The following is a 14166-nucleotide window of genomic DNA, read 5'->3' as shown; positions in this document are numbered from 1 at the left end:
CCAAAGTGAATGAGCTATCTGTTACAATCGGATGTTTTCTATTTTACCGTGATTTTACCGTGAAATAGAAAAAATCTTAACAACAACTTAAAAAGAATTGAATTCAAGTATGCATAAAATTGCCAAAGTTGCCGCACTAGTATTACTTTCACTGGCTATTACAGCCTGTAGTAGCAGTCCAGAAGACGTTGATGTTGCCAGTAAAGCATCACCTGACGTCTTGTATTCTCAAGCACGAACGTCAATGGAATTAGGTAATTACTCTAAAGCCGTCCGTTCACTTGAAGCATTGGACTCTCGTTTTCCATTTGGTCCGCACAAAACTCAAGTTCAATTAGACTTGATTTTTGCGTATTACAAAATGGATGATGCAGCCTCAGGACTTGCCAATATTGATCGCTTTTTACGCCTCAATCCAACGCATCCTAATATAGATTACGTCTATTATATGCGTGGTTTAACCAATATGCAGGCAGATAATTACTTATTTCACGATTTAATGAATATTGATCGTACCGATCGTGACCCAAAAAATGCCCAAGATGCATTTAAAGATTTTGACCGATTGATTAAATCGTACCCAAATAGCAAGTATGCTGCTGATGCACAACAACGTATGCAGTTCTTAAAGAACCGTTTAGCGAAATATTCTATTCAAGTTGCAGAATATTATATCAAAATGAACGCATGGAGTGCAGCGGCAGTTCGTGCCCAATCAGTCATGGAGAAGTTCCCAGGAACACCTTTAACTGAAAGAGCATTAGAGATAATGGCTAAAGCGTATGACGAGTTAGGTCAGGAAAAATTACAACAAAACGTTAAAGCTGTGATGAAAGCAAATTTTCCAAATAATGAGATATTAACTAACTAGTCATTATTGAAGCTCAACGACAGTTAACGAATATTTAGCATTAAACGCTCCTCGGAGCGTTTTTTTATACCTGACTCATCAGCATTAGTAAATTTCATATCTACTTATTTTACTCTTTTTACTTGGCGCTGTTATCACACCAGTAAAAAGGCACCATAACACCTTTTAACTTAGCAACCATCATAGGAATGAAGTATTTATTACACCATGGTGCTTTGGCTGAATAACACTCGATACGACCAAAATACATCCAAACAAATCTAATTTTGATATAAATATAAAAAAACAGGTTGACTCAGCAGGTCAAAACCCTTTAAATTGCGTCCGTCGCCCGAATAGCTCAGTCGGTAGAGCAGAGGATTGAAAATCCTCGTGTCCCTGGTTCGATTCCGGGTTCGGGCACCATATTTATATTGGTGGCTACAGCGACTAATAAAATAAAGTTATTTTGCAATAATGTTTTGCAGGTGTGGTGGAATTGGTAGACACGTCAGCTTCAGGTGCTGATGCTCGTAAGGGCGTGGAGGTTCAAGTCCTCTCACCTGTACCAAATAACTTTATCCGTTTTAACAAAAAGGCCTCGCATTGCGAGGCCTTTTTGTTTTGATTGTCTATCTCATTTCGAAATGCCAAGACAAACTATGTTGGTTTATTCAAATAGTACGACATCACCCCTTCTTCACTTACGGCAGCTAACTTACAGCAATAGCACACTGTAAATGATCCGTGAGTTCGCCATAAAACTCAGTTGCAAGTTAGCGCTTAAATATCAATATGTCGCAAGGTACTATCAAACCGTTTTTCACTGGCAAGTCATTCAACTCGCCAGAACAATCCGCTACCACATAAAAAAGCAATTACATCGGCTCAATATAATCCACCATTAACTGCACGGTTTGTTTACCTCTAAACTCATTAACATCAAGCTTATAGACCACTCGGGCATGTTTAATGGTTGCGTCAGGCCATATTGCTAAATCCACATTAAAGGCAATACCGTCTAACATCGAACTGCCACATTGGGTCTCTAACAATAGCTTTAAATGTTTCTCGCCGACAATGCGCTGCTGGATAACATTAAATATGCCATCAAATAAAGGCTCTTCAAACGACTGTCCCCACGGTCCCGCATTACGTAACATAAATGCAGTATCAAGGGTCATTAGCTCACTTGACAGCTCGCCGTCTGACAGTAACTCTCCGGTCAGCTGTTCATAATCCAATATTTCTCTTACCGCATCATCAAAGGCTTGTTTAAATTGTTCAAATACGTCAGCTTTTAATGATAATCCTGCCGCCATCGCATGACCACCAAACTTAGTTATCATCCCAGGATAGCCACTATTAATGCGTTCGAGTAAATCTCGCATATGCAGTCCTTTAATCGAGCGGGCAGAACCTTTTATTTGACCATCCCCCGCATCAGCAAAGGCAATAACAGGGCGATGATAGCGATCTTTAATCCGTGATGCCAAAATACCAATCACGCCTTGATGCCAATCATCCTTAAAAATGGCGATGCCCCAGGGTAAATCATCTTCATTAAGCGACACTTGCAATAAACTCTTTAATGCCTCTTGTTGCATGCCGGTTTCAAGTTCACGCCGCTCTTGGTTTAGTCCATCCAGTTCGGCAGCCATTCTTCTTGCCAACATGATGTCTTCACACAGTAAGGTTTCTACCCCCAGCGCCATTTCATCTAGGCGGCCAGCAGCATTTAATCTGGGACCAACCGCAAAACCAAAATCGGCAGCAACCATCTTTGCAGGGCTGCGTTTGGCGACTTCTAGCAACGCGGTAATACCAACTCGACAGCGGCCACTTCTAACACGCTGTAAACCAGCATTGACTAAAATACGGTTATTAGTGTCTAACGACACCACATCCGCGACAGTACCCAAGGCGACAATATCAAGTAATGTTGCCAGATTTGGCTCAGTAATTTGTTGCTGTTGATACCAATTACGTTGCCTTAATTCTGCTCGCAAAGCTGACATCAGATAAAATGCCACACCAACACCGGCAATAGACTTACTGGCAAACTGACAACCAGGCTGATTGGGATTTACAATAACATCAGCATTTGGCAAGCTATTACCAGGTAAATGATGATCTGTCACAACGACGGTCATGCCCAGTAACTTGGCAGCCGCAACCCCCTCAATGGAAGATATCCCATTATCAACGGTAATTAATACATCGGCACTCTTCTTGTAGGCTACCGCAACAATTTCAGGACTTAAACCATAACCATAATCAAACCGATTTGGAATAAGGTAATCAAGCCGTTTAGCACCCATCATGTTTAACGCCAGCATGCATACACTCGTTGAGGTCGCACCATCAGCATCAAAATCGCCAACAATCAAAATTGATTGCTGTGCAACAATCGCATCAGCGATCACTACTGCGGCCTCGGCTAGACCTTTCATCGTCTCGGGACGCAATAACTTACTTAACACTAATTCACAGTTATCTTGATTAACACCACGGCGGGCATAGAGTTGTTTCAGTAATGGCGGTAAAGAACTGGGTAAATGATTATCATCAACCTGAGGGCGACGGACTATATTATGAGACAAAAGGCAACCTTAATCGGGCAATAAGAGAATGGAGCATAACAAAAAGGTGAGCCTAAGCTCACCTTGATTTTACGTTTATAGCACAGGCTATACGACTTTGATTTATAAGTGGGCGTTATAAGTTTGATTCAATAGTACGTAATAATTCTGCCGGAGCTTGATAACCTGGCACCATGGTTCCATTTTCTAAAATCAGTGCGGGTGTACCGTTAACACCAAACGACATACCTAACTTATATTGCGCCGCAATATCAATATCACAACTCGCGGCTTTAACATTGCCACCCGCTTTAGCTTCTGTCATCGCTTTTAAAGGATCTTTAGCACACCAAACGGCTTGCATCTCATCAGCATTTGCAGAAGGAATGCCTGCACGCGGATAAGCTAAGTAGCGAATCGTAATACCTAAATCATTATAGCCTTGCATTTGATTGTGTAGCTTACGGCAATAACCACAGTCGACATCGGTAAATACAGTGACGACATGCTTCTCATTTTTAGCTTTGTAAACCAACATTTCATCTACAAATGGTTCGAGCAATGCGATACGAGGTCCGGCTAGTGCTGCCTCGGTTAAGTTTTTCATGCCGTTGTCGATGTCATACAGATTACCATGAAATAACTTAGCGCCATCTTTGGTGACGTATAACACACCTCGGTCGGTCAGCACTTGATATAAACCGTCGATGGGAGATTGCTGAATTGTCATCACGTTGACACCTAGCGTGTCGGTAAGTTTTTGCTTTAATGCTGATTCGTTGGCTACATCAGACGCAGCTGACACCATTGGAGTGATAACAAGGCTGGCAACAAGGGCTAATGTTTTGGTTAACTTCATGATAATTCCTAAATTACACGGGTTCAAAGTGAATAGACCCGATTTTGTCAATAAAACTTACAGGCTTAGTTTAGCTAACGCAACTAAACTCACAGGCTTAAATGTAAGGATTTGATCAACCTCGCACTCAACCGCGCGGATGATGCTGGCTATGCAATTGCTGCAAACGCACTTTTGCCACATGAGTATATATTTGAGTGGTTGATAAATCACTATGTCCCAACAAAAGTTGTACAACCCGTAGGTCAGCACCGTGATTTAATAAGTGAGTGGCAAAGGCATGTCGTAACGTATGCGGTGATAAATGGCACTCAATTCCAGACCTTGCCGCATACAACTTAATTCGATGCCAGAAAGTTTGCCGAGTCATCATTTGCCCACGACGTGACGGAAACAGTACATCGGACTGTTTCATATTTAACAATTCAGTACGAGCAAACTTAATATACTGTTCAACCTCAGTAATGGCCACTTCACCCAATGGAACCAAACGTTCTTTGCCGCCTTTACCCATCACTCGGACTAAACCTTGACGCAAACTGATTTGCTCCATCGTTAAGCTCACTAATTCAGTCACGCGCAACCCGGTGGCATACAAGAGTTCCAACATGGCTTTATCACGACATTCAATCGGATCGTCGGTATTAGGCTCAGATAATAAACACTCAATTTGTGCCTCAGACAAGGTATCAGGCAACTGACGAACTAACTTAGGCGACTTAATCAATGAGGTCGGATCTTGGCTAATTTGCTTTTTTACCAATAAGTAAGCATAAAAACGCCGTAAACTACTGAGTAATCTGGCGGTACTGCTTTTAGCAAATTGTTTGTCAAAACGCTCTGCGAGGTAGTCGCGCAACACGGCTTGATCAACTTGCAGTAAGTCTTTTCCCTGAGACAACACATAACGTTCTAAATGTTGTATGTCGGTGCGATAGGATGCCAATGTATTATCACTTAACCCGTTAGTTGACCATAAGTCATCAACAAACTGGTTAATTAATGGATCGGGTTGATAAGCAGGTTTGGCCAAAGCAGTTTCCAATAAATAATAAAAAACGACGTTAGATAATCTATCATAACGCCGTTATATTGATCCGTTTATTATGGCCTATTTAACGTTTAAGCCTGCACTTTTTGAAGCCTCTTTTTGGGTAAAAACAAACACACAATCGCGGTCAACGCCGTAGGCAGCAACCAAGCCATACCCTCAGCATGTAATGGCATAAAATCTAAGAAGCTCATGTCCATCCCCGCGGTTTGTAACCCATCGAAAATGCCGAAAAAAAGTGCCACAGTTAGCACTATTCGGTGCGAAAACTCAGGTCGAGCAAAACGCTCCGTTAAGAAAGTGACCAACACTAATGCAATAGCGACTGGGTAAATCGTCATTAACACCGGAATACTCACACTAATTAATTGCGCTAAACCAACGTTTGCAACGGTGGCACACACTGCACTTAGCAGGACAACCAACAATTTATACGACAAGCGCGGTAATAATTCATTAAAAAATTCAGCACACGCAGTAACTAAACCGACTGCCGTGGTTAAACAGGCTAAGGTGACAACGGTCGATAACAATAGTGAACCAAGATTACCGAAGTGATACGTGACGTAGTTGGTTAAAATTTGCCCGCCATTGTCAGCGCCAATGGCAAAATCACCCGCAGAAGCACCAAGATAAAACAAAGAAATATACACAAATGCTAGACCACCAGCAGCAATAAAGGCGGCACGAATTAAATACTTGGTTTGATCAGCGGCTTCATTGACACCTTTTTTGCGTAATAAATCGATGATTAACATACCAAACATCAAAGATGCCAAGGTGTCCATGGTATTATAACCTTCAATAATCCCTTTCGTTAATGGACTATTAATGTAATCACCAACGGGTTGGCTCACCTCTGCGCCAGGAATAATAATCACTGAACTGGCCAATCCCACCAATAATAAAATTAATACTGGCGTAAGCACTTTCCCTACGCTGTCCAGTAATTGGCCTGGATATAAAGATAAAAACATCACCACGGAGAAAAACACTAAAGTATAAATAAGTTGGGCAATATTGAATTCTTTACCGCCTAACATCATCAGTGCATCAGGATTACCGATAAAAGGTCTTGCACCAATTTCGAACGCCACCAGAGCGGTACGCGGGGCCGCAAATGCCGGGCCAATAATAATATAAATAGCAATGGCTAATGCCGTTGCAGCAAATCCAGGTAATAATGCCATCACTTTACCGTTGGATTTGGCAACCGCAATTAAGCCTATCAACGGCATACCCACTGCAGTAATTAAGAAACCGAACATCGCAAAAGACATATTCTCGCCAGCAAGCATGCCAGCAAAAGGAGGGAAAATTAAGTTACCCGCCCCTAAAAAAAACGCAAAGGTCATAAATCCTAACCCAAGCGTATCCGTTACACTCATTTTGGTTGTTTGCACTACTCACTCCGCTTTGTTGTTATTTTTTACAAACCTAATTGATTACACCATCATTAGCTACTGCTAAACTGAACCAACAATGATTTGTAAAGTTAAAAATACACTTGAAAAATACTCAATTTGTTAAGACAACAACGGAAACGAGCTGTTAGTTCTATTTTCAGTGTCATGTTCCAGCCAAAATAGCTTAAATTAGACTTTTTACTCAATTTAATGCGTAAAAAAGTGTGCAGACTAATATCAAATATCGCCTTAATACTCAAGCTTCAGCACTCCAAACAATTAAAAAAACCTATTTAGTTGCGATTTGTGGCAAGGCTTGTGTACATATTCAGCACATCTATTGTTTTTAAGTTAATTTAGCATTACAAAAAATCAACGATGACAAGCGCTGGCAATTAAACCGCGACAGTAAAAACCAAAGCCGCTATGATCCTATTGAGTCGTTCATACAGCCCAAAGAGTACTCTATTATCTATGTCTTTTACGTTTAAGCAATTTCATATCGATGATAAACAGTGTGGAATGTCAGTCAGTACAGATGGGGTTTTACTCGGTGCTTGGGCTGAATTATCGCAATCTAGCAACATTCTCGATATTGGTGCAGGAAGTGGCTTGCTAAGCCTGATGGCTGCACAGCGCAGCCCTCATAACGCCAGTATTACTGCTGTAGAATTAGACGGTGCAGCAGCAAATGCCTGCCAATATAATATTCAACAAAGCCCTTGGCCTGAGAAAATTCAGCTATTTCAAGGTGCTATTCAGCATTTTCAACAACAACATAATCAAATATCAGCACCGTTATTCGATCATATCATTTGTAACCCGCCTTACTTTGAACAGGGTTTGCAGGCCAAAAATAGCGCACGAGCCGACGCAAGGCATACCAACACCTTATCTTTCGCTGAGTTACAGTACGTGATCGGTCAATTACTTGCTCCCCAAGGCACGGCTAGTATTATTCTACCGCAACAAAGTTTAGCCCGTTTTAGGCAACAACTTAACGCTCATGGTTTATTCGTTATAAAACACCTTGATGTTATTAGTGTTGAGGGAAAGTCTCCCAATAGAGCACTATTGGCAATACAATACGACCCAATGAGGGTTAATCCCCGACAAACCAATAACAAGGTCACCATTGAAACTCAATGTCTACAACTGGTGATCCGCGACAAACACGGACAATACAGCCAAGCTATGGCAGATTTATGCCGCGAGTTCTACTTAAAGCTTTAGCCTGCTCATTAGGTCAGTTATAATACTCAACTATTTTTCAGCGAGACCCAAGTGCATGCAATTTGAAGATTTCCAGCTCGACCCTAGCTTATTAGAGTCACTCAAGGCCATGGGACATCACAGCCCTACCACAATTCAACAACAAACGATCCCATTGGCCATGGACCAGCGGGATATTTTAGCGCGAGCGCCTACCGGCACAGGGAAAACGGCTAGCTTTTTACTGCCTGCATTACAGCATTTAATCGACTTCCCTCGGCGTTTTGAAGGCCAAGCACGTATTTTGGTGCTAACGCCAACGCGTGAATTAGCCAGTCAAATTCATCGTTATGCAAGTCATTTAGCCACTGGGCTTGATCTTAATATCGTCATCATTACAGGTGGTGTGCCATATGGCCCACAAGAAGAAGCACTTGCAGACAATGTTGATATATTGATCGCCACCCCAGGTCGATTAATGGAATACTTAGATAAAGATAAATTTGATGCCACTGAAGTGGAGATTCTCATTATTGATGAAGCTGATCGTATGCTTGATATGGGATTCTCGTCAGTAGTGCAATCTATTGCCATTGAAGCTCAAGGCCGCAAACAAAATATGTTGTTTTCTGCCACACTTGAAGGCAATGGGGTTAACCGTTTCGCTCGCGAATTGTTAAACGATCCGGTAGTGGTCGATGTAGAAGCGCCACGCAGTGAAAAAGCCAAAGTGCATCAGTGGGTGCATTTGGCCGATGATCAAGCACATAAATTTGCGTTGTTATGCCACATTCTTCAGCAAGAAAACGTTAAACGCACCATAGTGTTTGTTAAAACTCGCGAAATGGTTGCCAGCTTAGAAGGCTTATTGCTAAAAGCGAATATCCCTTGTGCATTTATGCGTGGCGATATGGAACAGAAAAAACGCTTCCAAGCACTGGGGCGTTTTTCTAAGGGCGAAGTCAACGTGCTATTGGCGACAGATGTTGCTGCTCGAGGAATTGATGTTGATGACATTACCCATGTCATCAACTTTGACATGCCCCGCTCTGCTGATGCCTATGTTCATCGAATTGGCCGCACCGCTCGTGCTGGCGCTAAAGGAACCGCGATTTCATTAGTTGAAGCGCACGATATGCGTATTATTTCTAAAATTGAACGATACATTGAATTACCGCTTAAACGCCGCGTGATTGAAGAACTTCGTCCTAAACACAAAGAAGCCAAGGTCCCAGGTAAGAAAAAAGCCAATGCAAAAGAGGCTAGAGTGACATCGAAAAAGTACAAGAAAAAGTAACCTACAGGTTTAGCTATACCTCGTCCTAGAATACCTTGACTAACGATTATTAAAGCGAATTACTCAGTAATTCGCTTTTTTTATCCTCAAAGCACTATATCGCATCATTAAATAGACATAATACAGCCAGAAAGTGTCAACTAATGTCAATTTGTGCACAAAAAACACTAACCCGAATAATCTAATATAACCTACTAATTAATAAGAGATAAAATATAATGGATTATTTTATCTCTATTCAAACATGGCAAAAAAAATCAGTTTATTAAGTGTTTATCGCCAAATCAGAAAAAACATAACTTTATGAAACATTTTATTTACATCAAACTATTTAGATAAACGTAATACTCTGTTAATTTAGACGCTATGAGTAATAAAATGAATTTGAATGAACATGTTAGCCAACGTAGTTAACTGTCTAAAGCATTATTTCAGCATGGATACGCAATAGAAATGATAAAAACCATATTAAGAAGATCATCACCACTGCTTATCATTGCTGTGTTTGTTGCCGCAGCCATGCTGCTTATCAGCACACAAGAAGCACCCGAGCAAAAAGATGAACCCATTAGCGTGCCCATTATTGATGTGCAAACCATCACGCCGCAAACCTTGTCGCTCAACTTACCGTCATACGGCGTGGTTAATCCCAAATATAAAACCCAGTTAGTCACCGAAGTTCAAGGGCGTTTACTGAACATTTCAGCAGACTTTGTTGCTGGCGGTGTCGTAAAGCAAGGCCAACAACTTGCCATTATTGAACCCTCTGATTACGAAGCGGATCTAATACAGGCAGAGGCGACACTTGCTCAAGCAACCGCCGCATTGAATGAAGAAAAAGCCCGTGGTGTAGTCGCTAAAATTGAATTTAAAGATTTTGGTACCGGTTTACCACCAGAGCTCGGATTACGGATCCCACAGCTAAAAAAAGAACAAGCTAACGTCAAATATGCACAAGCCGCATTAGCCCGTGCACAACGCAACTTAGCACGTACAGTAATTAGGGCCCCATTTGATGGCATTATCAAAGCACGCAATGTCGACTTAGGTCAGTACGTAACCTTGGGCACTAACTTAGGTGAACTCTACAACACCAGTATTGCTGAAATTAGACTGCCATTAACAAATGCAGATCTCGCGTATTTAGAGTCGGTTGATAATCCTGAAACCGCTGTCACACTCACCGCATTTCTGGCAGGTAAACAAGTCACTTGGCAAGGCAATATTGTTCGCAGCGAAAACGTCATCGACGAGCAAACTCGCATGGTGTATCTAGTCGCAGAAATACATGATCCGTATTTACGCAAAAATAAAACTGAAGGACAATTACCCTTAAAATATGGCAGCTTTGTGAACGCCGTCATCACAGGCCGCACGGTTAATAATGTAGTAAAACTGCCACGTCACGTGGTACGAAATGGTCAGGTTGCCGTTGTTGGTGCAGACAATATTATCGAGATGCGCCCAGTGAATGTTATTCGTTCAGATGCCGATACCATTTATATTCAAGGCAGCTTCAAGGCAAATGAGCGAGTATCCATGACTAGCATTAATAGTTTGAATTCTGGGCAGATCATTAAAGTGCTCGGAGAAGAAACCCAGTCAGCTCCAGTCGATACTGACGCCCAAGCCGCTACGACTGCAGGTGAATAAGAATGGATACTAATAAAGGGATCATCGCCTGGTTTGCGCGCAACAGTGTCGCAGCCAACTTACTGATGGCCGCCTTGCTTATTGGCGGTTTGTTTAGTGCGGTACTCATTAATAAAGAAATCTTTCCAACATTTGAATTAAATCTCATCAATATCAATGTTGCCTATCCAGGCGCAGCGCCACAAGAAATTGAAGAAGGGATTAATATAAAAATCGAAGAAGCGATTCAAGATATTAGCGGCATTAAAAAAGTGACTTCTGTTGCCAGTGATAGTGTTGGCTCAGTGACCATTGAGGTCGAAGACGGTTACGATGTGCAGCAAGTACTAGATGAAGCTAAACTGCGTATCGATGCCATTGCAACCTTCCCTGACAACATCGAAAAACCCAATATTTACCAAATAAAGCCAGAAAACAATGTGATTTGGGTATCTGTTTATGGCGACATGAACCTGCATGACATGAAAGAAATGGCTAAAGCGATCAGAGACGACATTACCGACTTACCAGCAGTGACTCGCGCAAAAGTCACCGGAGTTCGCGACTACGAAATAGGCATCGAACTGTCGGAAGACAAACTACGCGAATATGGCATTACGTTTACTCAAGTGGCTTTAGCGGTACAAAACTCGTCGATTGATTTACCCGGCGGTTCTATTCGGGCCCAAGATGGTGACATCCTACTGCGCACAAAAGGCCAAGCTTATACCGCAGATGACTTTGCGCAGATTGTGGTAGAAACGCGCCCAGACGGCAGCCGGATTATGTTACCGCAAGTGGCCACAATTAATGATGATTTTGAAGAACGTCTGGAATACACCCGCTTTAACGGCAAACCGGCTGCGGTAATTGAAATCACCAGTATTGACGATCAAAATGCCTTAGATATTTCATCACAAGTTAAGGCTTACGTCGCCGAACGTAAAAAAACCTTACCAAGCAATATTCAACTTGATACCTGGGGTGATTTAACTCACTACCTGCAAGGGCGTTTAAACATGATGTTGTCGAACATGTTTTATGGCGCTCTGCTGGTGTTTATTATTCTGGCCTTATTCTTAGATCTTAAACTCGCTTTTTGGGTAATGATGGGCTTACCTGTGTGCTTTTTGGGCACCATGTTATTAATGCCGCTTGAACCGTTTAACATGTCGATTAATATGCTGACCTTATTCGCGTTCATTCTGGTGCTGGGGATCGTCGTCGACGATGCCATTGTCATCGGAGAAAGTGCCTATACCGAGTTAGAGGAAAACGGCCACTCTTTAGATAATGTGATAAAAGGGGTACAAAAAGTGGCGATGCCAGCCACCTTTGGGGTGCTCACCACTATTGCAGCCTTTATCCCCATGATCATGGTGTCTGGGCCCATGGGCATTATTTGGAAATCCATCGGTATGGTGGTGATTTTGTGTTTAGCCTTTTCGCTGATCGAATCAAAACTGATTTTACCCGCACATTTAGCTCACATGAAAATCAGAAAACGCACCGCCCCAACGAATCCTTTCTCACGCTTTAAATTTGCTATCAACGAATGGTTACAGCATTTCATTCACAACACCTATCGTCATTTTCTTGAGCGCTGCATTAAGCGTCGCTACAACGTCGTGGCGGTATTTGTGGGGGTATTAATTCTGTCACTTGCTTTAGTGCAAAGCGGCAAAGTACGCTGGGTTTTCTTCCCTGATATTCCATCGGACTTTATTCAAGTGCAGCTTGAAATGGAAGAAGGCAGTTCTGAGCAGAACACCTTAAAAGTGCTGCAACAAGTCGAAGATGCGTTATACAAGATGAACGCCAAACTTGAAGACCAATACGGTTACCCCATGGTGAAGCACAGCTACATCGAACTAAGCTCACGCAGCAGTGCCTTTGTGTTTACCGAGCTGACTAAAGGCGAAGACCGTGAAGTAGACGGCGTCGCTATTGCTGAAGAATGGCGTAAACAATTACCCGAGTTATTGTCAGTTAAAAAGCTTAACATCAATGCCAGCACCAACGATGCTGGCGGCGATTTATCGTTTCGCTTAACCTCAAGTGATTTAAACCAACTGTCTGAAGCGGCCAAAGTGCTTAAGTCTAAATTGGCCACTTATGAAGGCGTATTTGATATTACCGATAACTTTTCTTCAGGTTCGCACGAAATTCGGTTAAATATCCGTCCTGAAGCCGAAGCGCAAGGGCTGACACTGTCAGATTTAGCTCGCCAAGTTCGGTACGGTTTTTATGGTTATGAAGCCCAACGTATTTTGCGTAATAAAGAAGAAGTCAAAGTCATGGTGCGTTACCCGCTCGAACAACGCCGCACTGTGGGTGACCTTGAAAACATGCTGATCCGCACCCCGTCAGGCGCAGCAGTGCCGTTTTCAACCGTAGCAGATATCGAAATGGGTGAGTCGTACGCGTCGATCACCCGGGTTGATGGCCGCCGAGCGATTACCATCAGCGCCAATGTGAATAAAAACAACGTTGAACCATCGAAAGTGGTCGCCGAAATTCAGCAAGATTTTTTACCCGAATTAACCGCACGATTCCCTAAAGTAACGTCAGCATTAGATGGCGGCAGCTTAGACGAGCAAAATGCTATGCTTGGTTTAGCGCAAGGATTTTTCTTTGCCATGTTTACCATTTATGCCTTAATGGCCATTCCATTAAAATCGTACACGCAACCGTTAATCATTATGTCGGTCATCCCGTTTGGCATGATTGGCGCCTTGTTTGGCCACTATATTCTAGGCTTATCCATGAGTGTGTTGAGCTTATGCGGTATTGTGGCGTTAGCCGGGGTAGTGGTAAACGACTCACTCATTTTGGTCGACTTTGTTAACCGAGCCCGCGAAGAAGGCAAGTCGCTAATGCAATCGGCTATCGATTCTGGTTGTTATCGTTTTAGGGCAATCATCCTTACCTCGTTAACCACCTTTTTTGGCTTGGTGCCCATTATTATGGAAAAAAGCTTACAGGCTAAAATTGTTATCCCAATGGCGACATCTCTAGCATTTGGTATTTTATTCTCAACGGTAGTGACGTTAATTTTGGTGCCCATCTTGTACATTATTCTGGATGATATAAGGCGCTTATTACGACGCGTTTTTATGTGGTGGTGGCAACCCAAAACAGTTGCGGAACCATTAGGCTCTGATGAACACCATTAACCCATATCGTTAGTCCCAAAAACAGAGCTAAATCAGCTCTGTTTTTTTTGCTGTAAAAACTGCGAGCTAAGCAACATAGTCACATTCGATATTTAGCTACA

9 protein-coding genes and 2 tRNA genes are annotated in these 14166 nt (G+C 42.4%); 7 read left to right on the top strand and 4 right to left on the bottom strand.

The annotated features are described in order from the left end of the window. The first annotated feature begins 109 nt into the window (after positions 1 to 109). The 3 genes from EGC80_RS08895 to EGC80_RS08885 all read left to right on the top strand — a co-directional run bounded on the left by EGC80_RS08895 (position 110) and on the right by EGC80_RS08885 (position 1421). On the top strand, positions 110 to 871 hold the full coding sequence (locus EGC80_RS08895) for an outer membrane protein assembly factor BamD (RefSeq protein ID WP_101034270.1): 762 nt from the start codon (positions 110 to 112) through the stop codon (positions 869 to 871). A 329-nt stretch (positions 872 to 1200) separates the two neighbouring features. After that, positions 1201 to 1276, top strand: a tRNA-Phe gene (locus tag EGC80_RS08890). Positions 1277 to 1334: 58 nt separating this feature from the next. Continuing rightward, positions 1335 to 1421, top strand: a tRNA-Leu gene (locus tag EGC80_RS08885). A gap of 307 nt (positions 1422 to 1728) precedes the next feature. On the opposite strand, the gene recJ is transcribed toward EGC80_RS08885, so the two are convergent. The 4 genes from recJ to brnQ all read right to left on the bottom strand — a co-directional run bounded on the left by recJ (position 1729) and on the right by brnQ (position 6745). After that, positions 1729 to 3453, bottom strand: a complete 1725-nt coding sequence (recJ, locus tag EGC80_RS08880; RefSeq protein ID WP_124012393.1) for a single-stranded-DNA-specific exonuclease RecJ — start codon at positions 3451 to 3453, stop codon at positions 1729 to 1731. Between the two features lie 115 nt (positions 3454 to 3568). Continuing rightward, the gene (dsbC, locus tag EGC80_RS08875) at positions 3569 to 4291 is read right to left on the bottom strand and encodes a bifunctional protein-disulfide isomerase/oxidoreductase DsbC (RefSeq protein WP_101034268.1); all 723 of its coding nucleotides are present in this window, start codon (positions 4289 to 4291) and stop codon (positions 3569 to 3571) included. Positions 4292 to 4418: 127 nt separating this feature from the next. Beyond that, positions 4419 to 5324 (bottom strand): site-specific tyrosine recombinase XerD, encoded by a 906-nt coding sequence (gene xerD, locus EGC80_RS08870; protein WP_124012394.1) that lies wholly within the window; start codon positions 5322 to 5324, stop codon positions 4419 to 4421. 89 nt (positions 5325 to 5413) lie between these two features. Next, positions 5414 to 6745 (bottom strand): branched-chain amino acid transport system II carrier protein, encoded by a 1332-nt coding sequence (gene brnQ / locus EGC80_RS08865; protein WP_232772151.1) that lies wholly within the window; start codon positions 6743 to 6745, stop codon positions 5414 to 5416. Between the two features lie 477 nt (positions 6746 to 7222). Between brnQ and EGC80_RS08860 the strand changes: the two genes are divergently transcribed. The 4 genes from EGC80_RS08860 (at position 7223) to EGC80_RS08845 (ending at position 14065) form a co-directional block, all read left to right on the top strand. Further along, positions 7223 to 7981 (top strand): tRNA1(Val) (adenine(37)-N6)-methyltransferase, encoded by a 759-nt coding sequence (locus EGC80_RS08860; protein WP_124012395.1) that lies wholly within the window; start codon positions 7223 to 7225, stop codon positions 7979 to 7981. A 55-nt stretch (positions 7982 to 8036) separates the two neighbouring features. Beyond that, positions 8037 to 9257, top strand: a complete 1221-nt coding sequence (gene srmB / locus EGC80_RS08855; RefSeq protein WP_101034265.1) for an ATP-dependent RNA helicase SrmB — start codon at positions 8037 to 8039, stop codon at positions 9255 to 9257. 453 nt (positions 9258 to 9710) lie between these two features. After that, the gene (locus EGC80_RS08850) at positions 9711 to 10910 is read left to right on the top strand and encodes an efflux RND transporter periplasmic adaptor subunit (protein WP_124012396.1); all 1200 of its coding nucleotides are present in this window, start codon (positions 9711 to 9713) and stop codon (positions 10908 to 10910) included. Between the two features lie 2 nt (positions 10911 to 10912). Further along, on the top strand, positions 10913 to 14065 hold the full coding sequence (locus EGC80_RS08845) for an efflux RND transporter permease subunit (RefSeq protein WP_101034263.1): 3153 nt from the start codon (positions 10913 to 10915) through the stop codon (positions 14063 to 14065). The last annotated feature ends 101 nt before the right edge of the window (positions 14066 to 14166 follow it).

Source organism: Shewanella psychromarinicola, assembly GCF_003855155.1.
Classification (GTDB): domain Bacteria; phylum Pseudomonadota; class Gammaproteobacteria; order Enterobacterales; family Shewanellaceae; genus Shewanella; species Shewanella psychromarinicola.
The sequence above is the reverse complement of the archived record's forward strand: the minus strand, read 5'-3'. Positions and strand labels throughout refer to the sequence as shown.